This is a genomic window from Streptomyces sp. Tu 3180, assembly GCF_009852415.1.
Classification (GTDB): Bacteria; Actinomycetota; Actinomycetes; order Streptomycetales; family Streptomycetaceae; genus Streptomyces.
In genome coordinates this window covers 526,689-549,336 of record NZ_WOXS01000002.1, presented here as the reverse complement: position 1 = coordinate 549,336, position 22,648 = coordinate 526,689, and the positions used below count along the sequence as shown (strand labels likewise).

General features: G+C 73.8%; 16 protein-coding genes. 8 read left to right on the top strand and 8 right to left on the bottom strand.

The genetic code is table 11. The annotated features are described in order from the left end of the window. Positions 1-30: 30 nt before the first annotated feature. From GL259_RS03810 to GL259_RS03785, 6 genes are all read right to left on the bottom strand, one after another. A complete protein-coding gene (locus GL259_RS03810) occupies positions 31-675 on the bottom strand; it encodes a LuxR C-terminal-related transcriptional regulator (RefSeq protein ID WP_279578619.1) in 645 nt (214 codons plus the stop codon). 521 nt (positions 676-1,196) lie between these two features. Next, the gene (locus GL259_RS03805; RefSeq protein WP_159529155.1) at positions 1,197-4,010 is read right to left on the bottom strand and encodes a LuxR family transcriptional regulator; all 2,814 of its coding nucleotides are present in this window, start codon (positions 4,008-4,010) and stop codon (positions 1,197-1,199) included. Between the two features lie 724 nt (positions 4,011-4,734). Next, the gene (locus tag GL259_RS03800; RefSeq protein WP_159529153.1) at positions 4,735-7,602 is read right to left on the bottom strand and encodes a LuxR family transcriptional regulator; all 2,868 of its coding nucleotides are present in this window, start codon (positions 7,600-7,602) and stop codon (positions 4,735-4,737) included. Positions 7,603-7,879: 277 nt separating this feature from the next. Beyond that, positions 7,880-9,262 carry an acyltransferase gene (locus GL259_RS03795; protein WP_159529151.1) on the bottom strand — a complete coding sequence of 461 codons (1,383 nt, stop codon included), beginning with the start codon at positions 9,260-9,262 and terminating at the stop codon, positions 7,880-7,882. A gap of 7 nt (positions 9,263-9,269) precedes the next feature. Beyond that, positions 9,270-10,490 (bottom strand): cytochrome P450, encoded by a 1,221-nt coding sequence (locus GL259_RS03790; RefSeq protein WP_159529149.1) that lies wholly within the window; start codon positions 10,488-10,490, stop codon positions 9,270-9,272. A 60-nt stretch (positions 10,491-10,550) separates the two neighbouring features. Then, complete coding sequence (locus GL259_RS03785; RefSeq protein ID WP_243762239.1) at positions 10,551-11,774, bottom strand: cytochrome P450; 1,224 nt, start codon at positions 11,772-11,774, stop codon at positions 10,551-10,553. A 386-nt stretch (positions 11,775-12,160) separates the two neighbouring features. Between GL259_RS03785 and GL259_RS03780 the strand changes: the two genes are divergently transcribed. The 4 genes from GL259_RS03780 (at position 12,161) to GL259_RS03765 (ending at position 15,571) form a co-directional block, all read left to right on the top strand. Next, positions 12,161-12,373 (top strand): ferredoxin, encoded by a 213-nt coding sequence (locus GL259_RS03780; protein WP_159529148.1) that lies wholly within the window; start codon positions 12,161-12,163, stop codon positions 12,371-12,373. Between the two features lie 46 nt (positions 12,374-12,419). Continuing rightward, on the top strand, positions 12,420-13,667 hold the full coding sequence (locus GL259_RS03775; protein WP_159529147.1) for an activator-dependent family glycosyltransferase: 1,248 nt from the start codon (positions 12,420-12,422) through the stop codon (positions 13,665-13,667). 102 nt (positions 13,668-13,769) lie between these two features. Then, positions 13,770-14,786, top strand: coding sequence for a dTDP-glucose 4,6-dehydratase (rfbB, locus tag GL259_RS03770; RefSeq protein WP_159529146.1), 1,017 nt, complete (start codon positions 13,770-13,772; stop codon positions 14,784-14,786). A 20-nt stretch (positions 14,787-14,806) separates the two neighbouring features. Then, the gene (locus GL259_RS03765; RefSeq protein ID WP_159529145.1) at positions 14,807-15,571 is read left to right on the top strand and encodes an AfsR/SARP family transcriptional regulator; all 765 of its coding nucleotides are present in this window, start codon (positions 14,807-14,809) and stop codon (positions 15,569-15,571) included. A gap of 76 nt (positions 15,572-15,647) precedes the next feature. On the opposite strand, the gene GL259_RS03760 is transcribed toward GL259_RS03765, so the two are convergent. Further along, positions 15,648-16,631, bottom strand: a complete 984-nt coding sequence (locus GL259_RS03760) for an NAD(P)-dependent oxidoreductase (protein ID WP_159529144.1) — start codon at positions 16,629-16,631, stop codon at positions 15,648-15,650. A gap of 187 nt (positions 16,632-16,818) precedes the next feature. Here GL259_RS03760 and GL259_RS03755 point away from each other — a divergent pair, with 187 nt between their 5' ends. Together GL259_RS03755 and GL259_RS03750 are read left to right on the top strand one after the other, a co-directional pair. Continuing rightward, a complete protein-coding gene (locus GL259_RS03755) occupies positions 16,819-17,427 on the top strand; it encodes a dTDP-4-dehydrorhamnose 3,5-epimerase family protein (protein ID WP_208026424.1) in 609 nt (202 codons plus the stop codon). Positions 17,428-17,471: 44 nt separating this feature from the next. Then, positions 17,472-18,704, top strand: a complete 1,233-nt coding sequence (locus GL259_RS03750) for a macrolide family glycosyltransferase (protein ID WP_159529143.1) — start codon at positions 17,472-17,474, stop codon at positions 18,702-18,704. Positions 18,705-18,786: 82 nt separating this feature from the next. On the opposite strand, the gene rfbH is transcribed toward GL259_RS03750, so the two are convergent. Beyond that, entirely contained in the window at positions 18,787-20,088 is a 1,302-nt protein-coding gene (rfbH, locus tag GL259_RS03745; protein ID WP_159529142.1) for a lipopolysaccharide biosynthesis protein RfbH, read from the bottom strand. A gap of 266 nt (positions 20,089-20,354) precedes the next feature. On the opposite strand from rfbH, the gene GL259_RS03740 reads away from it, so the two are divergent. After that, complete coding sequence (locus tag GL259_RS03740) at positions 20,355-21,710, top strand: acyltransferase (RefSeq protein WP_159529141.1); 1,356 nt, start codon at positions 20,355-20,357, stop codon at positions 21,708-21,710. A 200-nt stretch (positions 21,711-21,910) separates the two neighbouring features. Beyond that, on the top strand, positions 21,911-22,531 hold the full coding sequence (locus GL259_RS03735) for a haloacid dehalogenase (protein ID WP_159529140.1): 621 nt from the start codon (positions 21,911-21,913) through the stop codon (positions 22,529-22,531). The last annotated feature ends 117 nt before the right edge of the window (positions 22,532-22,648 follow it).

Genomic DNA, 22,648 nt, shown 5'->3' with positions numbered 1-22,648 from the left:
CCGCTGCGGGGAACCGGACCTGTCACGGGGTCACTTGATGAACTCCGGCAGCACGCGAGGCGGCCACTGGCCCACCGTCAGCATGCCCATGGAGTGGGCGCGGGCCACCAGCGCGGCCCGGTTGGGGGCCTTGAGCTTCCGCAGCATGAGGCCGACGTGGTACTCGACGCCCTGTCTGCTGAGATAGAGCTTGGCGGCGAGCTGCACGGTCGAGGCGCCCGTGGCGACCCCTTCCAGGACCTGTGCGTCGAGCTTGCTGAGCAGCCGCTCGCGCGGGATGCCGACCACGTCCTTCAGGTCCGTGCCGTCCGCCTCCGCATCGGGCCGTACCTGCACCACGATCCCGGCCAGACGCCCCGTGGTGTTCTGCACGGCGATGCCGGTCAGTTCGCCGGAGAAGACCCGGCCGGCGTTCCCCAGGCCGACCATCCGCTCGGCGAAGCGCTGGGAGCGGCCCTCGGCGAGCCGGGCGAAGTGACGGTTCAGCACGGCGGGGGCGGAGGGGTGGAGCAGTTCGTACAGGCTGCGGCCGCAGGTGTCGGCCGAGGTGCGGCCGAACTGGCGCGAGAAATTGGGTTCCGCGGCCACGATGTGCATTTCGGGATCTATTTGGGCCGTGAGGCGTCGATCACTCAGCGTATGGGCTCGGGGCTCCTGGGTGTTTCTGGCAGTCACAGCGTGATGCGGCGGGAGGATCCTGTCCCTGTTGTGCGAGGCACTGGCTGTGTGCGTGGTCACTGCAACGCACCGTCTTTCTGTGTTCAGATGTGGGGGATGCGCGCACCACCTGGAAGCGCACCTGATCACAGGTGGTACGAACTCGCCGGGACTCGGTCAATGACCCGGCGAGTTTTCTTTGATCAACCGTGGAAGAGCCTAGGAATGCACCTACAGGCCGGTCAAGCAAACCTTTGCGTGGCTCCAAAACACTGTGGTTCGGTGGTTCGGTGGTGCGGTCCGGTGGAGGCTTCCGGGGCTCGCGCGAGGCGCTGACCTCTGCTCTGAGCAGCCCGATCGTAGGCGATCGTTAAGCCTCGGTTGCTCTTGCCCGTCGTCTCCGTGACGTCTGTGACGGGCCGGCCGGCGAGACCGGCCGGGGGCCGGCCCGGCCCGGGTGACCGTTTGCGTCCGGCGGCTGTTCGTTTGCTGCCCGATTCGGTGACGGGAGAGGGGGAGGGCGAAGACGGGGGTAGGCCTCAGGAGTTCGGTGTTTCGCCGAGTTTCTCGAGGGCCCGGGCCAGGTCCGGGCGGCCGGAGACGCCCAGTTTGCGATACGAGTTCGTCAGATGCTTTTCCACCGTGCGCGAGGTCGTGCCCAGCCTGGCTGATATCGCCGCATTGCTGAGACCGGTCGCCGCCAGGTGCGCCACTTTGCGCTCGGAGGGAGTCAGCCGGTCGGTGCGTGAGGAAGGCCTGCGCACGTGCTCGTCCCTCTTCCGCGCGATCGTCTCCGCCAGGGAGTCGTCTCCGTTGTCGACGGCGAGTCCGTGTGCCCGTTCGAGCACGGCCGCGCGCCGTCTGCGGTCCGTTTCGCGGCGGGTGCCGAGGGCGTACAGCGCCTGGCACAGTTCGTGTGTGTTGCTCCCCTTCTCCAGCACCTCGACGGCCTCCTCCAGCACCGCCACGGCCTCTCGCCCCGGGGAGACCCTGCCCAGGGCCACCAGGGCGCGTCCCAGCCTGACGGGGGCGCCCCAGGCACGGGAGCGTTCGACCTCCAGGAGCGCCGAGGCCACCGCTTCCTCCTGCTCGCCGAGACGGTGGTGCATGAGGGCGGCGCAGGACGCCCAGGGGACCGTGACCGGGTTGTGCCAGCCGATGCGTTCCGCGCGCCGGCCCGCCGTCTGGAAGTGGACGAGTGCGGTGCGGGTCTCGCCGCGCCCGGCCGCGAGGGTGCCCCGGGCCAGGTGCAGCAGCGCGGCCAGGTGCTGGTTCTCGGCGTGCAGCCGGTGCCGGGTGAGGATCTGTTCCGCGAGGTGGGGCTCCGCGGTGTGGAGGGCGACGATGGCCAGGACCGCGGCACAGATGGTGGGCAGGTCCCCGGTGCCGGTCCCGGCCAGGGCGTCGGCCTGGAGCACCTTCTGCCGGGCGCGCGCCAGCCGCCCGTCGGCGAGCGCGACCAGGGCCTGCTCCGCGCGGATGACGGCCTGCTCCACCTCACCGCCCCTGCGCTGGGCGAGCAGGTGCGCCTCGCGCAGCCAGTCGGCCGCGCCTTCCGTGCGGCCGGCGCCGGCGAGGACGTTGACGGCCAGCGGCACGGTGCTGTGGACGTGCTCGGGGGCGGGCGTCTCACGCTCCAGCAGCCGGGTGCACAGCGCTGTCAGTTCCTCGGCGGAGGCCGAGTTGGAGACGAACGCGATGTGCATGAGGGACGTCACCAGCTCGCGTTCCCCGGTGGTCCGCAGGGCGGGGGAGGGGCCCAGCGACCGGAACCGCTGCAGGGCCCGCTTCACATGGGCGGGATCCTGCGCCGACAGCACGTGCTCCCGGGCCTCCAGACGCAGGGCGAGCTCCCGTTCGATCCAGTCGTCCGGGTCGGACCGGCCCAGTTCCTCGGTCACGGCACGCCGGACGGCGTCGATGCGGAACGCGGCGGGGTCCATCAGCAGAGGACCCAGCCGCGTCACGGCGTCGGCCCGCTCCCGTACCGACTCCAGCAGCGGTACGGCCTCCGCGACGTGCCGCAGCGAGGCGGCCGAGGCGAAGCTGCGCTCGGCCGTCGCCAGGTCGACCAGCAGCCGGCCGCGGTCGTGGTCCGTGGGGGAGGTGTCGAGCAGCGCGCGTCGCAGGTAGCGGGCGGCGTCCCGGGGCGAGCCGCGGCGCACCGCGCTGTCGGCGGCGGTCCGCAGGATCTCCACTGCCTGCGGACCGCGCAGGGTGATCACCGACATGAGCTGTTCCGCGGCCAGTTCGGCCGGGTGGCCGGTCCGGTGCAGCAACTCGGCCGCCACACCGCGCAGGACGGTGCGCTCGGTCGCCGGCATGCTCTCCTCGAGCAGGTCCCGCAGCAGCGTTCCGGGGATGAGGGAGTCGGAGTGCTCCGCCACGAGTCCGGCGAGGCGCAGCACGCCGACGGCCTCCGCTCGCCGGGGCTCGTCGATCTCGGCCAGCCGGGTCACCAGGTGCGGGTCCGCGACGGCGTCGAGCACGGTCAGCGCGTAGGCGACGCGCCGGACGTGGTCCGGCTGGGAGCGCAGGAAGGCGGCCAGACGCCGGCGCGCCCGTTCCGGGCGGAGCGCCGCCGCGGCGTCCGCGTCGGCCTCGGTGGGCTGGAGCGCCTGGTACTGGGCCTCGTCCACCAGGGCCGTCACCCACAGGGGATTGCCGCCGGAACGTTGCTGCAGAGTGTCGACGAACGCGTCGTGGGACGGTGTGCCGCAGGCCCCCTCCACCAGCAGGCGCACGCTGTCACGGCCGAGTGCGGCCAGCTCCACCGTGTGGTCCGCGGACTCCAGCAGCCCCCTGACGTGTTCCCTGGTGCCGCGGACGTCGCCGGGCAGGACGGTCAGGACGAACAGGACGCGGTCGTGTCTTCGGCGCGCGAGGCACGGCGCCAGCGCCAGCAGGGAGTCGGTGTCCGCCCACTGGAGGTCGTCCACCATCACCACGACCGGCCGCTCGGACGCCATGGACTCCAGGAGGGCGGTCAGCCGGAGGGGGGCCTGCCGAGGGGCGACTGCGGACCATGGGGGGACGGAACCGGCGACGGGCGGCGCCGCTGCGGACGCCGCCTCCCGCAGCCGGCGTCCGCTCTCACCGGCCGGCGCGGCCGCCAGGGCGGAGTCCGCCAGCTGCCGCACGACTCCGAAGGCGAAGTTCTCCTCGGCGGCGGCCGCCTGCGCCCGCAGGGGGAGGAACCCCTCACCGTGCGCACGTGCCGCCACCGCTTCCAGGAAGGTCGACCTGCCGACCCCCAGCGGGCCCCGGACGACCAGGAGGGAACCCTCCCCCTCCGCGGCGCGGCGCAGCGCCGACGTCGCCTGCGCCAGTTCGGACTCGCGCTCCAGCAACAAGGTGATGGCCCTCCTTGGACGGCACGGGCCGCCGGTCACCGCCCGGGGCGCGACCGGACGGGACTCCGTGGGCAGTGCACAGCACGGGGACGGCGTGCGACCGGCCTCCTCGCGAGGGCCGGTGCCCCCGCGCGCGGGAGCCCGGGCGACTCCACCCCGAAGGTCGTTCATCGCTGCTTCGCATCTCCGGGAGGAGCAGATCACAGCGACGCGCGGGGCAGCAAGGGCCCCCGGGTGACGAGGGCTTCGTGCGCCGGTGGGGGAAAGGGCACGACCGTCCCCGCGGTGCGGCGTGCGCGTGGGCGGAACGCTCCGGGGAGCCGGTCCCCGGTGCGGGGCGGGGCGGGCGGCCCGATCGTCGCCGAGCGGCCGTGTCGACATGTACGTCCTTCTTGCCGGACACCCGACGGCCGTCGCCGGTGCACCCGGACGGAAGACCGGGGCGGGGCGGACGGAGGGCCGGGACGCGCGCGTGGGCGGAGGAGCGCCGCGACGGAGCGGGCGCGGGGGCGTCGGAACGTACATGGGGGGTGATCGGGGAACAGCGGTGTTGCCGGCCGGCGGGACGGATCGGTTGCCCCTCACCTCTACCCCACGGTTCCGCCCGCGGGGAGGGGCCGCCCGGCATCGACAGCAACACGACAGCAACGCGGCGGCGCGGCGGGGGCCGCCGGGCACGTCCACCGGGTCCCCGGGCGGTCCTCCCGGCGGACCGCCCGCGCGGTCACCCCCGGCGGCCCCCGTCACGGACGTCCGCCGACTCCAGGGCGTCGCGCAACTCCCGCCGGCCGGACAGGCCGAGCTTGCGGTACACGGAGGTCAGATGGACCTCCACGGTCCGCTGGGTGACGAACAGGGTTTCCGCGATCCACGCGTTGGAACGCCCGTCCGCCGCCAGACGGGCCACCTGCGCCTCGCTGCGGGTGAGGGCCGCCGGCCCCCGCGACACCGGCCGGCGCGGGCGGGCGCCCGTGGCCAGCAGCGCCCGGCGGGCGACCTCGTGGAGGGGGCGGGCGCCGAGCGTGTACGCCTCCTCCCACCCCTGCCGCAGCACCTCACGGGCCGCCTTGCGGTAACCGAGATCGTGCAGCGCGCGGCCCCTGGCGACCTTCACCCGTGCCGTCAGCAGAGCCGCCCTCGTCCCGTCGAGCGCGTCCTCCGCCTCCTCCAGCAGCACCGCGCGTTCGTCGGCGGCGGCCGTCGCCGCCCACAGCTCCAGTCCGGCACCCAGGGCGAGGGGCAGGTTCGCCGACCGCGCCCCGTCGACGGCCTGTTCGGCCAGCGTGCGGGCCGCGCGACGGTCACCCAGGGCCAGGTGCGCCTGGCCGGCCCAGTACCACCAGGACGAGACGGCCGGGTTGGTGCGCTGCCAGGCCGCCTGCCGGCGTCCGCACTCCTCCAGGTCGGCCAGCGCGCGCTCGGCGTCCTCCTGCGCCAGCCGGAGCCGGCCGCGGGCGCACAACAGCTCGTTCCACTGCCAGGCCTCGCTGCGGGCCGGGTCGGGCGCGCGCCCGCACAGGTCGTCGGCCTCCGCCAGCCGGCCGCGGTCCAGGAGCGTGTGCAGCCGCACGGCCAGCGGGAGCGCCTCGTGCGCGTGGGCACGGGCCACGGTGGTGTCGCGCAGCGCCTCGGCGGTGTACCGCAGCGCGCCGTCGAGGTCGCCGAGCCGTTCGTGCGCCTCGGCGCTCAGCGCGAGCAGGACGGGATAGGCCTGGTCGAGCAGCACGTCGGCGCCGTCGATCAACTGGTGGTAGACGTCCTGCGCCTCGTACGGCAGGTCGGCGTAGAGCAGCACCGAGGCGGCGGCCGTGAGGAAGGCGGGGGAGTTCGCGGTGGGCCCGCCCCGCCCGGTGATCCGGCGTGCCACCGCGACCGACTCCGCCACCCGGTCCATCCGGGACACCGAGATGACGGCCCGGGCGGCGAGCAGCGCCCGCTCCTGGATGGTGTCGTCCGGCAGGGAGAGGTCGAAGGACACCGTGTCGAGCAGCCGCGTGTAGGCGTCCCGGTCGACCGTGGCGGCCATCAGCAGCTGCGCTTCCAGCAGTTGGGTGCTCCGCGCCCCGGAGGGCAGCAGGGCCGGGTCCGAGCGGTACCGGTCGAGCAGTTCGAAGGCGCGGTCCATCCGGCCCTGGCGGGTCAGCGCGTCGGCGAGGGCGCTGAGGGCCTCGAACCGCAGGTCCGCGGAGGTCGTCCGGTCCAGGGCCGCGGTCAGGTGCCGGACACCGGCCTCCGGGTCCACCCGTGCCTCGGCCGTGCCCAGTTCGATCAGCAGCCCGGGATCGCAGTCGTCCGCGGCGCCGTCCGGGACACAGGGCCGCAGCAGCGTGACCGCCCGGCTCGGCGAGGCGTGCAGCATCGCCTCCCGGGCCGCCTCCCGCAGCACGGTCGTGGCCCACGGCTGGGTCGCTGTGGCGGCGGACCGGCACAGGTGGTCGGCGACGTCCGCCGGGCCGGCGCCGAAGTCGTGCAGCAGACGGGCCGCCCGGCCGTGCGCGGCGGCGCGCTCGTCGTCCGGCAGGTCCTCGAGCACGGCGCGGCGCACCAGGGCGTGCGTGAAGGCCCACGTCCCCCTGACACGGTCGCCGTTGACGAGTCCGAGGGAGCCCAGCACCAGCAGGGACCGGTCGAAGGAGGCGGCGTCCACCAGCGCCAGACGCGCGCACAGCTCGTGGGGGCTCCCGTCCCCCAGCACCGCCATGGCACGGGCCGCGTCGACCGTGGCCGGCGCCTGCCGGTGCAGCAGACGCACCACACGGGCCCCGAAGGCCTGCATGTCCTGTTCGCCCACCACGCTGAGCTCGGCTCCCGTCAGCGGCAGGTCCTCCGCGCGCAGCGTCCGGATGAGCCGGGTCGCCAGCAGCGGATTGCCGTGGGTGGCGGCCAGACACGCCTGCTGGAACGCCGCGTCGGTCTCGGCACCGGTGAGGCGGCGGGCGAGCAGGCCGATGCCGGGGCCGGTGAGCGGGCGGGGCCGCAGCACCCGGCAGGACGCCAGGGTGGTGATCTCGGCGAGGGCCGGCGCGTCGGAACCGCTGCGGCCCACGAGCGCCAGCAGGACCGGCAGGCCCGCCAGTCGCCGCGCCGTGTGCGCCAGCAGGCGCAGGGAGGCGGGATCGGCCTCCTGGGCGTCGTCCACGGCGATCAGCAGCGGAGTCCGCGCGGCGGCACGCCTGATGACGTCGTGCAGCTGCGTCAGCACACCGAACGAGACGTCCTTGGCATCGTTGTCACAGCACAGCAGCGTGGGTGGCCGTCTGTCCGCGAGCCCGTGCGCCACGGAGGGCCCCACGCCGCCGGGCAGACCGGACAGCAGGGCGTGCGCGGTGCTGAGCGGCAGCCGGTGCCCGCCGGCGGCCTCCGTGTGAACGACGGACAGGCCCAGGCCGCGTGCCTCGGCGACCAGGGCCCGCAGCAGGGCCGTCTTCCCGATGCCGACCGGGCCCTCCAGGACGACGAGGCCGGAGCGTCCCGCGGCGGAGCGCCGCACCAGCTCGCCGAACAGGGCGAGTTCGCGTTCCCGCTCCACCAGTGCCGGGGGCGGGGCACCGGTGTCCGACGGGGAATCGTGACCCTCCGAGGCAACGACCATGACCGTGTCCCTCTCTCCGGTGCTCCCGGCTCTCCCGGCGTCGCGGGTCGTCCCACGCCGGGGCCGCCGTGGCCGGCTGCCGCCGGTGTGCGCCCGGCGGTCCGGCCGACGGCCTGTCCGCTGGTGGCCATCTTGGTCCACGAACGCCCGGCCGATCACCCGGACCGCCCATTTGCCGTCCGGAGGACTCCTCCCGGCCGCCTTCCCGGCGGGGCGTGCCCCGCCGGGCCGCCCGCCGCGACCGGCCACGGCCGCTCACCGTACCCCGGGCGGGGCCTCAGGCCGCGAGGCCGGGGACCGCGTGCGGGTGCAGCCGCTCCTGCCAGCGGGAGGAGCGGACCAGGTCCGCATGCGGTTCGGACAGGCACAGGTACACGTCCCGGCCCCCGTCCTCCCGGGGTGTCGGGGCGATGTGCACGGTGGGGACCGGCAGGTCGGGGAACTCGTACCAGAAGGGCCGCCCGGCGCCGAAGTCGATCCGGTACAGCGGGAAACGCGACCAGTTGTTGACCGACAGGGACGCCTCGGACACGTCGAGGGCGCGTACCGACATCACGTGCCGGGAGACGCCGCGCCGGCGCCAGGTGCCGAGGAAGGCGATCTCGTCGCGCAGCTTGTCCTCCGTGTTGCTCCGCAGACACCGGCGCACGTCGCCCGCCACCGCCCCCAGGGGCCGGCCGCGCAGTTCTCCGGCGGGCAGCGACGTCCAGCTCTTGGTGACGCAGTTGCCCCAGTACGACGACGGCAGCGCGTCCCCCAGCACGGACTGGGCCCCGACGACGAGGCCCAGCCACTGCGCCGCCTCGTCCGGATGCCCCCGCAACTCGGCCAGGACACGCCAGAGATGGGCCGTCAGCACGTCGTTGGTGGACACCCAGTCGCCCGGGTCCGTCAGGGCCTGCAGCGCCTCGCTCTTCATCGCCGCCAGCTCGGCCGCCCCGAACCGGGTGCTGACGGTGGCGCGCCTGCGCAGTCCCGGACGCAGGGTGCTGAGCAGACGCCGCGTCCGGCTCACCCCGGCGAAGGCGCGGTCGTCCCGCGTCTGCGGACGGTCCGACAGCCGGCCGAGCGCCTCCAGCGCCCCGCGGTCGTGACTGGGCTCCTCCCAGGGCAGTCCCAGGTGCTCGCGCGACCAGCTCTCCAGGAAGGCGAGGGCGCTGCCGCCGTCCGCCAGACTGTGGTTGACGAGGACGCCGAGCACCGATCCGCCGCCGCGCATCCGCGTGAGCCGGATCTTCAGCAGGGGGGTGTCCCTGGCGACCACGCCGAGGGGGCTCACCTCGCGCAGCACGTCCCCGACGACCGGCTGCGCGCGCAGCAGGTGGCCGTACTCGCGCATCGGTTCGGGACAGGACGCCTCGGTGAAGCGCACACCCGCGTCGTTGCACAGCACGCTCAGTCCGCCGTCGGCGTCCCGCAGCAACCGCCCCGCCAGCAGCGGGTAGCGCCGCAGCGTACGGGCCAGTGAGTCGCGCAGCGCCGCGCCGTCGAGCGTCCCGCGGTAGAAGAACGTCAGCGGCGTGTACCAGGGACCGGTCAGCAGGTCGTAGGGGGTGAGCCGGATCCGGCTGCCGTCGGCCGTCCCGGTCCGGACCGTGTGCACGCTCTCCACCCGGCTGTCGACGACCGTCCGGAACGCAGGGGTCTTCCTACCCGCCACGGCCGCCTCAGTCCCATTCCACGAGCAGCCGGTCCACGCCGTAGTGCACGGCGCGGTCCCGCAGCGGCACCTCCTCGGCCGGCTCCGCCAGCCGCAGCGTCGGGAACCGCTCGAACAGCGCGCGCAGCCCGATCCGCAGGCTCGCGCGGGCCACGTGCTGGCCCAGGCACTGGTGCGCGCCGAAGCCGAGCGCCAGGTGCTTGCGCGGTGCCCGGGTGACGTCGAGCCGGTCGGGGTCGTCGAAGACCTCGGGGTCGCGGTTGGCCGCCGGCAGCGACAGCACCACCGTCTGGCCCGCCTTGATCGTCGTCCCGCCGATCTCCACGTCCTCCAGCGCGCACCGGCTGGACCCCATGTGCGAGATGGTCAGGTAACGCAGCAGCTCGTCCACCGCCCCCTGCGCGTACAGCTCAGGCCGCTGCCGCAGCAGGGCCAGCTGGTCGGGGTGCTCGAGCAGGGCGAAGGTGCTCAGCGCCAGCATGTTCGGCGTGGTGTCCAGCGAACCGGCCAGGGTGAGCACCGCCAGGTTGACCATCTCCTCCTCGGTCAGTTCGCCCGTCGCCGCCAGCCTGCCGAAGAAGTCGTCCCCGCGCTCGGCCATGCGCGCGCGGATCATGGGGCGGATGAGGGCGTCCATCGCCTCCATGTGGTGGATGAACTCCTCCAGCGTGTAGGTGAGCGCCATCAGGACCGAGAAGTGCTCCTGGATGCCGTCCATCAGCTCCGGCGACACGTCCATCAGCGAGCACGTCGACCGCAGGCCGACCTTCTCGGCGAAGGCGGTCACCAGGTCGGCCGGCGAGCCCTGGGCCGCCATCTCCTCCAGCGCCTCGTCGACGATGCGGGTCAGCCGGGGTTCGTGCCGCTGGACGTTGCGCAGCGTGAAGTGCCCCGCCAGCAGCCGCCGGTACCTGGTGTGCTCGGGCGCGTCCATCTTGGCGAAGGAGCCGGGCGGCGAGGGCTGCGGCACGTACTCGGTCATCGGGAACGGCGGGGCCACGACGTGCGCGAGCAGTTCGTTGCGGTGGCTGAAGCGGTCGTCCGCGAGGATCCGGCGGACCAGGTCGTAGCGGGTCACCAGCCAGCCGGAGGGGTCCTTCGGCGCCACCTGGAAGGTGATCGGGCTGACCGGCTCCTCGGCGCGCAGCCGGGCGTAGGCGGCGGGCGGGTCGAAGGGGCAGGTGCCGCGTTCCGAGGGGATGACCGGGGGATCGGGGCGGGTCTTCATGGGATCACTCCGTCGCGGGACGAGGGTGGTGTGCGGGCGGGGCGGGTGGTGCGGGGGCCGTCAGGCGCGTTCCACGCACAGCGGCAGGTGCCGGGCGCCGAAGACGTTGGTGCCGTGCCACGAGAGCCGGACCGTGGGATCGACGCGGATGCCGCTGAAGCGGTCCAGCAGGGCCTCCAGGGCGATCCGGCCCTCCAGCCGGGCCAGCGGAGCCCCGATGCAGTAGTGGATGCCGTGCCCGAACGCCATCTGCCGGGCGTTGGCGCGGTCCGGGCGGAACGCGTCCGGGGCCTCGAAGACCCGCTCGTCGCGGTTGGCGGCCAGCAGCCACAGGTGCACCAGCGTGTCGGGTCCCACCTCCAGGCCCGCGACGGTCGTGGCGGTCGTGGTGACCCGTTCGATCCGGGTGAACGGCGGCCGCAGCCGCAGCGTCTCCTCGATGACCGCGGGGATCAGCGAACGGTCCGCACGCACCTCGGCCAGCAGGTCCGGGTCGGAGTCCAGGCAGATCAGCGCGTTGCCGACCAGCACGGACGTGGTGATGTGCCCGGCGAGCAGCAGGAGGGTGGCGAAGCTGGCGATGTCCTCGTCCTCCAGGCGTTCCCCGTCGAGCTCGGCGCCGACCAGGGTGCCCAGCAGGTCTCCCCGGGGTTCCGCGCGCCGGGCCTCGATGAAGTCCTGGAGGTAGGCGGTGATGGTGACCGCGGTCTCCTCCATGCGGCGCACGCTCTCGGGGTCCTCCGGATCGGTGGACAGCAACTGGTCGGCCCAGCCCTGGAACAGTGCGCGGTCCTCCGCCGGCACGCCCAGCATGCGGGCGATGACGGTCACCGGCAGCGGGTTGGCCAGCGCGTCCACCAGGTCGAAGCGGTCCTCGGTGACGGCGTCCAGCAACTCACCGGTCAGCTCGGTGATCCACGGTTCGAGCCCGGCGATCAGACCGGGGGTGAACGCCTTGCTCACCAGCCGGCGCATCTTCCCGTGCAGCGGCGGGTCCAGCAGCAGGAGCGTGCCGCGCGGCGCCTTCTTCCGGCCGCCCGACAGACGGCCCACCGTGTCCGAGGAGAAGGTGGCGGGGTCGGAGAGCACCCGCTGCACGTCGGCGTGCCGGAAGACGTGCACATGGCCCGAGTCGTCCCGCCAGACCCGCTGCTCCTCGCGCATCCGCGCCGCCCACGCCAGCAGGGCGGCCCCGCCGTCCGGATCCACGGACGGCGCGCGGCCGGGCCGGGGGGCCGCCGCGGGCGTGGGGTCGAGCACGTCCGAAGTGCCTTGCTGCGCCACCCGGATTCCCCTTTCACGAAACTGTCGTACGGTCGCTCGCCATCCCGCGTCCACGGCCGGACCGGGACCGGGGCGCCACGCCGGCCGGCCCGGGAGCGAGCTTCACCGGGCACCGGCCGGCGGCACCGAGTCCGCCGCCGGGAACGGCCGTTGCCGGCGGCCACTCCAGCACGGCCGGAGCGCGCGCGGCCAGCGGCGTCGGCGCACTCTAGGGATTTTCCGAGTACCGGCCGGTCGGCTCCGCCCGCGGGAACGGGCGCTGCGCACGAATCACTGGAGGAAACCCCAGACAGCGCCGCTTCGCGCACCCGATTCCCCCGGGGCGCCGCCAAGATGGGCCCGACCCGGCACGCGTGACCGGACCCGACCGGCGACCAGGGGGCGGCATGGACATCACCATCGATCACGACCGGTGCATCGGCGCCGGCCAGTGCGCGCTCGTCGCGCCCGCCGTGTTCGACCAGCGGGACGAGGACGGACTCGCCGTGCTGCTCGCCGACCCGCCCGGTGACGACCAGCGCGCCGCGGTGCGCGAGGCGGCCGAGTCGTGCCCGCTGAGCGCCATATCCGTACGGGAGGACCGCGGAGCGGCGGACTGAGGTCCGCCGCGCGCCGCCCCCGAGGTCCCGACGAGGAGAGGAACCCATGCGCGTCCTGTTCGCCGGCTTGCCGGAGAAGTCGCACGTCTACACGATGGTGCCGCTGGCCTGGGCCCTGACGGCCGCCGGGCACGAGGTGCTGATGGCCAACGCCCCGTCGCTGACCGAGGCCGTCACCGGCGCCGGCCTGGTCGCCGCCCCGGTGGGCGACGACCACGACCTCCACCGCGACATGGCCGTCGCCCGCGACTCCCAGGACGCGGACGTCGCCAACTGGAGCCACCTGGGCTACGGCGACGTCGACCACGCCGGCCTGGTCGACCGCTACCGGATCAGCGTCCCGTACGGGTTCGCCCGCTACAACGACCCGATCCTCGACGACCTCGTGGCCCTCGCCCGCGACTGGCGGCCCGACCTCGTCGTGCGCGACCCCATCGCCTACGCGGGCGGCATCGCGGCCCGGGCCTGCGGTGCCGCCCACGCCCGTCTGCTGTGGTGCGCGGACGTCTACGGCCGGGCGCGCGCCACCTTCGTCGAACTCGCCCGGGACATGCCCGAGGAACAGCGCGTGGACCCCCTCGCCGACTGGATCGACGAGCGCGGCCGCCCCTACGGCGTGCGCTGCGACGAGGAGCTCCTCAACGGGCAGTTCACGCTCGACACCCTCCCCCCGAGCCTGCGCCCGGCGAGCAACCTGCGCACCGTGTCCATGCGGTACGTCCCCTACAACGGCCGTGCCGTGCAGGAGGCGTGGCTGCGCGAGCAGCCCAAGCGGCCCCGGATCTGCGTCACCCTCGGACGCACCAACACCGAGGCGTACGGCGGTGACTACGTGGGCGTCGGGGACATCCTGCGGTCCCTGTCCCGGCTCGACGCGGAGATCGTCGCCGCGCTGCTGCCCGAGCAGACCGAGCACCTGGGCGAACTGCCCCCCAACGTACGGGCCGTCAGCGGCGTCGCCCTCAACACGCTGCTGCCGAGCTGTGCCGCCGTCGTCCACCACGGCGGCTGGGGCACCTTCTCCACCGCCCTGGTGAACGCCGTGCCGCAGCTGGCGCTGTCCACCCTCGTCGCCGACCAGGAACTGCGCGGCCGTTCCCTGGAGGAGGCGGGCGCCGGATTCTTCCTGCACCACTCCGAGAGCGACCCCGACCGGGTCGCCGGCCTCGCCCGGCGGCTCCTGGACGACCCCTCCCACGCCGCCGCCGCCCGCCGGCTGCGCGACGAGTCCGCCGCCATGCCCAGCCCCCACGACGTCGTGCCGGAACTGGCCGGCCTGGCCACGGGCGACTGAGGCGCGCCGGCTCCGCGTTTCCCGCCGGGCGGCCACCACCGCACCACCGAAGAGGAAGGAGGACGGCGCACGCTCGGCACGCCCGGGACACGCCGCATCCACATGAGTCAGACGCGCATCCTGGTGACCGGCGGTGCCGGCTTCATCGGCTCCCACTACGTCCGCACCCTGCTCGGACCCGACGGCCCCGACGACGTCACCGTCACCGTTCTCGACACCTTCACCTACGCCGCCAACCCGGCCAACCTCGACCCCGTCCAGGACTCCCCCCGCTACCGCCTGTGCGTCGGCGACATCTGCGAACCCTCCGTGGTCGACGCCCTCATGGCCGAACACGACCAGGTGGTGCACTTCGCCGCCGAGTCCCACGTGGACCGCTCCCTGTCCGGCGCCACCGAGTTCGTGCGCACCAACGTGCTGGGCACCCAGGTCCTGCTGGACGCCGCCCTGCGCCACGGCGTCGACCGGTTCGTGCACATCTCCACCGACGAGGTCTACGGCTCGATCCCCGAGGGCTCCACCTCCGAGGAGCACCCCCTGCACCCCAACTCCCCGTACGCCGCGTCCAAGGCGGCCTCGGACCTGGTGGCCCTGTCCTACCACCGCTCGCACGGGCTCGACGTGCGGGTCACCCGCTGCTCCAACAACTACGGGCACCACCAGTTCCCCGAGAAGATCATCCCGCTGTTCGTGACCCGCCTGCTCACCGGCGCGAAGGTGCCGCTGTACGGCGACGGACTCAACGTGCGCGACTGGCTGCACGTCGACGACCACGTCCGCGGCGTCGAACTCGTGCGCACCCGCGGCCGGGCGGGCGAGGTCTACAACATCGGCGGCGGCACGGAGCTGGACAACCGCCGGCTCACCGAACTGCTGCTGCGGGCCTGCGGGGCGGACTGGGACAGCGTCGAGTACGTCGCCGACCGCAAGGGACACGACCGCCGTTACTCCGTCGACTGGAGCAAGGCGCACCTCGAACTCGGCTACGTGCCGCGCAAGGACTTCACCGAGGGCCTCGCCGAGACCGTCGCCTGGTACCGGGACAACCCCGACGTGTGGAGGGAGGCCGCCCGCCGCGCCACCCTTCCCGAGCCGTACTCGGGAGCCGTGCCGTGCTGAGGTGGCGAACCCTGGGACCGTTGCGGGCCACCAGCGACGGCCGGGACGTCACGCCGACGGCACCGAAGGTGCGCCAGGTCCTGGCCCTTCTGCTGGCCCGCCGCAACACCGTCGTCCCGCTGACCGCCATCGCCGAGGAACTGTGGTCCGGCCGGGCCCCCCGCAGCGCGATCACGACCGTGCAGACGTACGCCTACCAGCTGCGCAAGGTGCTGCACGAGGGCGAGGAACCGGACGGTCCCGACGGCGGGCCGCTGGTCACCCACGCGCACGGCTACCTGCTGCGGGTGGGGCCCGGCGAGTGCGACGCGGAGGAGTTCACCGCTCTGACCGGCGAGGCGCGGACCGCGCTGGCCTGCGGTGACCCCGCCACCGCCGGGACACTGATCGGCCGGGCACTGAACCTGTGCGACGGGCCGCTCTTCGCGGACGTGGCCCACGGCCCCCTGCTGCGCGGATACGTCCTGCGCATGGGGGAGGTGCAGTTGCAGGCGCAGGAACTGCGCGTCACCGCCGGCCTGCAACTGGGCCGGCACCGCGAACTCGTGGGCGACCTCAAGGAACTGGCATGCGCCTACCCGCTGCACGAGTGGTTCCAGGGCTCCCTCATCATCGCCCTGCAGCGGTGCGGCCGGCGCAGCGAGGCCCTCGAGGTCTACCAGAGGCTGCGCGTGGTCCTGCGGGACGAGCTCGGTCTCGATCCCTCGCCCGGACTGCAGCAACTGCGCCAGCACGTCCTGACCGACCGGGTCAGCGCCTCGGACCTGGATCTGCTGCCCGGCTGAGGCGCGTCCACCGCCGGCGCCCCGCGCCCGCGCCGGACGCGCGTCCGTGTCCGGGTCCCCTCCGGCGCCGGGGCGGTCAGCCCCGGCGTGCCGCGGCCCGCCACAGGTCCTCCACCATCTCCCGAGGGGTGCGCCGCGGCTCCCAGCCGAGCACCGCGCGTGCGGCCGACACGTCCACCCCCGTCCAGTCGTTGTCCGCGGCGGGGCGCAGCTCCGCGGTGCCCCGTTCCACCAGGGTGGCCCGCCTGCCGCTGATCGCGAGCAGCAGGCCGACCATGTCCCGGACGTGCTGGGAGGTGCCGCTGGCGATGTTCAGCACCCGCCCCGAGGCGCCGGGAACCCGCAGGGCCGAGACCACGGCGCGCGAGACGTCCTGCGCGTCGACGAAGTCACGGCTGCTGCGCAGGGGGGAGACCCGCACCTGCGCCGGGGCCCCGTCCCCGCCGCCGGCGAGCAGCTGCGCGGCCACCTGCCCGAGCAGGCTGGCCCGGGGAGTGCCGGCGCCGATGACGTTCGACAGCCGCAGCACCACCGCGTCCGCGTCCCCGGCCCGCACGGCCCGCAGGACCGCCCGGCTGCCCTTCAGCTTGGTCCGGCCGTAGTCGGAGACCGGCTCTTCCGGCGACGACTCCGTGAGCCACACCCCGTGCGGCTGCGGCGCGTACTCGTGCACCGACCCGAGCTGGACCAGCCGCGGGCGCGCCCCGGAGGCGGCGAGTGCCGCGAGCAGCCGGTCGACGAGCAGCTCGTTGTTGCGGCGCATCCCTTCGGCGTCGGGGGACCACACCTCGCCGGCGGCGTTCACGACGGCCACCGGCCGTTCCGTCCCGATCAGGTCGGTCAGGGCCTCCGGGCCGTCGTGCGCCAGGTCCATCGGCCGGAACCGCCAGGACGCCGGGGTCTTGAGCGGGCGGCGCGCCACGGCGATGATCTCGTACCCGGCCGCCTCCAGCGCCGCTCCCACGTGCCCGCCGACGAAACCGGTCGCTCCGAGGACGACCACCCGGCCGGGCCCCGCATCCGGCCCGTCCGGTCGCCCCCGCACACCGACCTCCGTCATGCCGCTCTCCTCCCGGGCCCGCCGGCGCGTGCCCGTCCGTCTCCCGCACCCGCGACGCGGACGCGCGGGCCTCGGCGGCCACCTTGGCACCCGCCGGTCCAGGATCCCTCCAGGCTCCGTCGACCCGATCCGTTCACGGCCGGTCCTGGACCGGTTCTCGAACGGGGTTCCCTACGGTGTTGCCACCATGAAGGTTCGAGAGATGGCCGTGCCGGACGCGTACCACATCACCCCGCGTCACCTGCGTGACGTGCGCGGCAGCTTCTACGAGTCGTTCCGGCGGGACCGGCTGGCCGAGGAGATCGGCCGCCCCGTGCCCGTCGCGCAGGTGAACTACTCGGTCTCGCGCCGCCACACCCTGCGCGGACTGCACGGGACGCTGCTCCCGCCGGGCCAGGCCAAGGTCGTGTGCGTGGTGCGGGGCGTGGTCCTCGACATCGTCGTCGACCTGCGGGTCGGGTCGCCCACCTGGGGCGTGTACGAGGTGAACGAGCTGTCCGCCGAGACCGGCGAGAGCCTGTTCGTCGCCGAGGGCCTGGTCCACGGATTCCTCGCGCTCACCGACGACACCTGCGTGTCCTATCTGTGCTCCACCGAGTTCGTGCCCGGCACCCAGGTGGACATCGACCCCTTCGACCCCGAACTCGACCTGCCCTGGGGCCTGTCGGAGGCGCCGCTGATGTCGGCCAAGGACTCCTCGGCCATCTCCGTCGCCGAGGCCCGCCGGGCCGGGATCCTGGCGGGGTACGAGGAGTGCCTGGCGCACTACGCGGCGCTCCGCGAGGCCGCCCGCTGATCACGGCCGCCGCCGGTCCCGCCGCCCGACCCCTAGGAGAGCCGATGCCGCCCGGCACCCCCACGCCCGCCCTGCGCTACGCCCTGCTGCTCTTCGCGGACTTCGGCCACATCGCCCCCACCCTGGGCGTGAGCCGCGAACTGCTGAACCGCGGACACCGCGTCACCTACGTCGTCGCCGAGGAGTTCGCCGCCACCGTCGAGGAGATCGGCGCCGAAGCCGTCACCTACACCTCCGCCCGCGGGGACTTCTACCGGGCGGCCGATCCCTCCGCGGACCGGCTCGCCGTGGACGGCTACAACCTGCTCGTCGACACCGTGCGCACCGTCTTCCCCACAGCCATGGAGGCGTTCGCCGCCGACCGGCCCGACGTCGTCCTGTACGACTTCGAGACGGTCGCCGCCGGCCGGGTCGCCGCCCGGGTGCTGGACGCGGTGCCGGTGCAGGTGTGTCCGAGCCACGCCGCCAACGAGTCGTTCTCGATGCGTGCCCAGATGTGGGGCGCCGACCACCCGGTGATGGCCGAGTGCGCCCGGGTGATGGTCGAATTCATGGGGGAGCACGGCATCGGTCTCGACGAGATGGCCCGCTACGGCGCCGAGTGGGAGCAGCGCAACCTGGTGTTCCTGCCCCGTGCCTTCCAGATCGAGGGCGACAGCTTCGACGACCGCTTCGCCTTCGTCGGCCCCACCTTCTCCGAGCCCGCCCCCGGCAGCGGCCGGTGGACGCCGCCCGCCGACGGCCGGCGCGTGGCGCTGGTGTCCCTGGGGACCGAGGCGGGGGACCGGGGCGACTTCTTCCGGCTGTGCGCGCAGGCGTTCGACCCGGCCGACTGGCACGTGGTGATGACCCTCGGGCGCGGCAGCGACCCGGAGCGGCTCGGGCCGCTGCCCGCGCACGTCGAGGCGCATCCCTGGCTGCCGCATCCGCTGGTCCTGCCGCACGCCGATGTCTTCGTCTGCCACGCCGGCATGGGCAGCGTCATGGAGGCCCTGTACTACGGAACCCCCGTGGTGGCGCTGCCCCGTGCCCACGAACTGTCCCTGAGCGCAGAGCAGTTGGAGCGGTGCGGCGTCGGCCGCTCGCTGCCCCGGTCCGGGCTGACCGCACCCGGGCTCCGGGCGGCGGTGGCCGGCCTGCTCGCCGACCCGGAGGTGCCCGCGGCGCTCGTCCGCATGCGGGAGGCGGTCCGTACGGCCGGTGGCGCCGTCCGGGCCGCCGATCTGCTGGAGACCTGGGCCGCCGCCGACCGCCGTGCGGTCCGGGCCGCCGGCTGAACACCCGTCTTCCCACGACCGGTGGTCCCCGGCACCGGTGACGGTGCCGGGGACCACCGGCGGGCGGGTGCGCGGTGGGGCGTCAGTGCGGCAGCGTCACGTACTTGCTCACGGTGTCGATGCTGTGGTCGATCATCTCGTCGGTCAGACCCGGGTAGACGCCGATCCAGAACGTGCACTCGGTGGTGATGTCGCTGTTGGTGAGCGACCCGCTGACCCGGAACTCCCGCTCCTCGTAAGCGGGATGGCGGGTGAGGTTGCCGGCGAAGAAGCGCCGGGTGGCGATCCTGCTGTTCTCCAGGTGGTCGATGAGCGCACCCGGCGCGAAGGGCGCGTCAGGGCGCACGGTGATGGCGAACCCGAACCAGCTGGGGTCGCTGCCCTCGGTGGCTTCGGGCAGCAGCAGGTGCGGCAGCCCGTCCAGCCCCTCCCGCAGCCGGGCCCAGTTGCGCCTGCGTGCGGCACCGAACTCCTCGACACGACCGAGCTGCTGGAGCCCGAGGGCCGCCGCCACGTCGGTCGACTTCAGGTTGTAGCCCACGTGGGAGAAGATGTACTTGTGGTCGTAACCCGGGGGAAGCGATCCCATCCGGTGCTCGAAGCGTTTGAAGCACCGGTTGTCCTCGCCCGGTTCGCACCAGCAGTCCCGACCCCAGTCGCGCATCGACTCCACGATCCTGGCCAGCACCAGGTTGTCGGTCAGCACGCAGCCGCCCTCGCCCATCGTGATGTGGTGCGCGGGGTAGAAGCTCTCCGTCGCCAGGTCGCCGAAGGTACCGGTCAGCTGCCCGCCGTAGGTGCTGCCCAGGGCGTCACAGTTGTCCTCGATGAGGAACAGGTCCCTGTCCTGGGCCAGTTGGGCGATCTCACGTACCTGGAACGGGTTGCCCAGCGCGTGCGCCATCATGATCGCCCGGGTGCGCGGGCCGATCGCCCGCTCCACCCGCTCCAGCGAGGCGTTGTACGTGCCCAGTTCGACGTCGACGAAGACCGGCACCAGGCCGTTCTGCAGGATCGGGTTGACCGTCGTGGGAAAGCCGGCGGCCACCGTGATCACTTCGTCGCCGGGCCGGAGGCGGTCCTCTCCCAGCTGCGGCGAGGTCAGCGAGCTGAGCGCCAGCAGGTTCGCCGAGGAACCGGAGTTGGTCAGGTGCGCCTTGCGCAGGCCGAAGTACTTCGCCAGTGACCGTTCCAGCCGACGTGTGCTGACGCCCGCGGCGATCCGCATGTCGAGCGCCGCCTCGACCAGGGCCACGCGGTCGTCCTCGGTGAGCACGGCGCCGGAGGCCTGCACCGGGGTGACACCCGGCACGAACCCCGACGAGACGGTGGAGCGGTGGTATGCGCGAACCAGATCGAGGATCTCGGTCTTGTCGTTCCCCATCGGCTGATGGCCTCCTGTAAGTGCCGGTGGGGACGACACGTACGGCCGGCTCGCAGTCGAAGCGGGTCCCCACGCCCGTATCGATCGATCGGGGGATCCCACACCAGCACGCGGGCGCACCCGTGGGCCAGCGCCGCCGGACAACTCTAGGGATCCACCAAAAGCGCGGACCGCTCCTCGTCCGGTCTAGGGATTTCCTCGCCCCGCACCGGTCACGCTGGAGCGTCCGGCCATCGCCCCTGCGACCGACCATCCTGGAGACACCCATGAAACGCGGCCCCGCGCAAGGCGACGCCGACCGTACCGTGCTCCTGCGCACCGGAGGGGCGAGCGGCGAACGCGTCCGGCTGAGCGTCTACGACCTGATGACCGGCACCTTCGCCACGGCGCGCACCTTCTACTACCGCCGGCGCCTGGACACCGAGGCCCTGCGGGAGTCCCTGCTGCGGACCCTCGTGCACTACCCCCTGCTCACCGGGCGCCTCGAACGGGACGCGGACCGCGGCCTGAGCGTCGTCTGCAACGACGCCGGTGCCGTGTTCGCCGAGAGCCACCTCGACCGGCCCATGCCCGACTACGGTCCCGGCCGCCCGGCCGGGGACGACCTGCGCCGCTACGTCCACTCCGTCAACCCCTTCCGGGTCGTCGGTCACGACACCCCGCTGCTGGCGGTCAAGGTGACGCACCTGCGCGGCGGCTCGGTCCTCGGCGTCACGGTCAACCACAGCCTGGTCGACGGCAGCGGCTGCCTCGACTTCCTCCTGCACTGGTCACGCACGCACAGGGGACTGGACCATCCGGCGCCGTCCCATGACCGCGCCCTCGTGGACGGCCTCGCCGCCGGCACGCCGCCCGCGCCGGACGACCCGCAGTACACGGTGGTGACCGGCCGCGGCAAGTTCGGTTTCCTCTGGCGGGTCAACGCACGTGCCCGCCGGGTGCGGACCCTCACCACCCGCTTCTCCTCGGCGGAGGTCCTCGCCCTGCGGGACACCGCGCGCGCCGGGGCCGGCGGCACACGGGTGTCCAGCGGCGACGCCCTGAGCGCCCACGTGTGGCGGGTGCTGGGCGCGCTGCGCGACCGGGCCCCGGAGGCGACGGAGCGGCTGGGCCTCGTGGTCGGCCTGCGGGCCGCGCTGTCGGAGCGGCTGCCGCACGGGTACTGGGGCAACGCCGTCTCCAACACCACCGCCGCGCTGCCGGCCCGTGCGCTGCGGGAGGAGCCCCTGGCCCGCACCGCGTCAGCGGTCCGTGAGGCCCTCGACCGCGTCACCTTGCGCCGGATCCGCGAGGAGACGGCGTTCCTGGAGGCACAACGGCGTGCGGGCCGGACGAACCGGGTGCTCAGCCGCATGGCACTGGACGCCTTCGAGGGCACCGTCGCCCTCAACAACGTCAGCCGGCTGCCGATGTACGGGATCGACCTCGGGGCCGGCCGGCCGTTCTGGTTCGAGTACCCCGCGACCCCCATCCCGTGGACCGTCCTCATCACTCCGACCCCGGACGACGACCACAGCCGCGACGTGCACCTCAGCGTCCCCCGCGAGGCGGCCGAGGCCCTGCGCACCCCCGCATGGGCGGGACGCCTGCACCCCCGGGAACACTCCGGCGACCGGCCCTGAACGGCACGCAGGCCCCGGACCTGAGGGAACCGCGCCCCGACGTTCCCGGCGACCCGGCGCGTCGCGTCCGCCGCCGAGCGGTCCACCTCGCACGGGTCCCGGCCGGAGAAGCGGTCCTGTCCGTCCGTGCATGCTTTGAGGAGCTGTGGTGCACATTTTCGCGGAGGACACCCCGACGATGGCATAGTTGAATTGTGTTCATGGCCGATCACATCGGAGTCGTCTTCTTCTCCGTGGACTGCGTCCTGGTGCGGGGAAGGACCCTCACCCACGCGGTGGAGGAGTGTCTCGGCCTGCGCGCGACCGCGGCCGGGCCGGACGACGCGCGCCCCGACGCCGCCCGCTGGGCCGGGGTGTCCGAGGACGCCCTGCGCGTCGGACTGGAGGAGTTCACGCCGCTGCCCGGCGTCCGGGAGACCACCGACTGGTGCCGGCGCAGCGGACTGGTGCCGGTCGCCTCGTCCCTCACCTGGGCGCCGATAGCGGCTCACCTGGCCGACCGGTTCGGCTTCCACTCGTACTCGGGCCGGCCCCTGGAGACCAGGGAAGGCCGGTTCACCGGCCGCGTGGCCGAACCGTCGAGGGCGACGGCCCCACGGGACTTCGCGGTCCGACGGGCCGACGAACTCGGTGTGTCCCTCGCCGACTGCGCCGCCGTCGGGGCGTGCCCCGCCGACGGTCCGCTCTTCGAGGTGGTGGGCATCGGCATCGCCTTCAACGCCCCGGACGACGTCCGCGCCCTGGCGGACACGACCGTGGACGGCGACGACCTGCGCGCGGTCATCCCCGCACTGGAGCGGCTGACCGCCGGAACGCGATAGCCCGCGTCGCCGCCGTCCGGTCATGACGCGGTCCTCGCCCCGACCGATCCGCGGGGCCGTCCGGCGTCAGCCCCGCAGGTGACGGCCGTCCCCGGCCGGCCGGGCCCCGCGCGGCAC

What these genes read in the sequence shown, in the direction of transcription:
- GL259_RS03800 (WP_159529153.1), bottom strand. Translation starts at nt 7,602, where the DNA reads ATGGTCGTTGCCTCGGAGGGTCACGATTCCCCGTCGGACACCGGTGCC.
- GL259_RS03790 (WP_159529149.1), bottom strand. Translation starts at nt 10,490, where the DNA reads ATGAAGACCCGCCCCGATCCCCCGGTCATCCCCTCGGAACGCGGCACC.
- GL259_RS03780 (WP_159529148.1), top strand. Translation starts at nt 12,161, where the DNA reads ATGGACATCACCATCGATCACGACCGGTGCATCGGCGCCGGCCAGTGC.
- GL259_RS03775 (WP_159529147.1), top strand. Translation starts at nt 12,420, where the DNA reads ATGCGCGTCCTGTTCGCCGGCTTGCCGGAGAAGTCGCACGTCTACACG.
- rfbB (WP_159529146.1), top strand. Translation starts at nt 13,770, where the DNA reads ATGAGTCAGACGCGCATCCTGGTGACCGGCGGTGCCGGCTTCATCGGC.
- GL259_RS03760 (WP_159529144.1), bottom strand. Translation starts at nt 16,631, where the DNA reads ATGACGGAGGTCGGTGTGCGGGGGCGACCGGACGGGCCGGATGCGGGG.
- GL259_RS03755 (WP_208026424.1), top strand. Translation starts at nt 16,819, where the DNA reads ATGAAGGTTCGAGAGATGGCCGTGCCGGACGCGTACCACATCACCCCG.
- GL259_RS03750 (WP_159529143.1), top strand. Translation starts at nt 17,472, where the DNA reads ATGCCGCCCGGCACCCCCACGCCCGCCCTGCGCTACGCCCTGCTGCTC.
- rfbH (WP_159529142.1), bottom strand. Translation starts at nt 20,088, where the DNA reads ATGGGGAACGACAAGACCGAGATCCTCGATCTGGTTCGCGCATACCAC.
- GL259_RS03740 (WP_159529141.1), top strand. Translation starts at nt 20,355, where the DNA reads ATGAAACGCGGCCCCGCGCAAGGCGACGCCGACCGTACCGTGCTCCTG.
- GL259_RS03735 (WP_159529140.1), top strand. Translation starts at nt 21,911, where the DNA reads ATGGCCGATCACATCGGAGTCGTCTTCTTCTCCGTGGACTGCGTCCTG.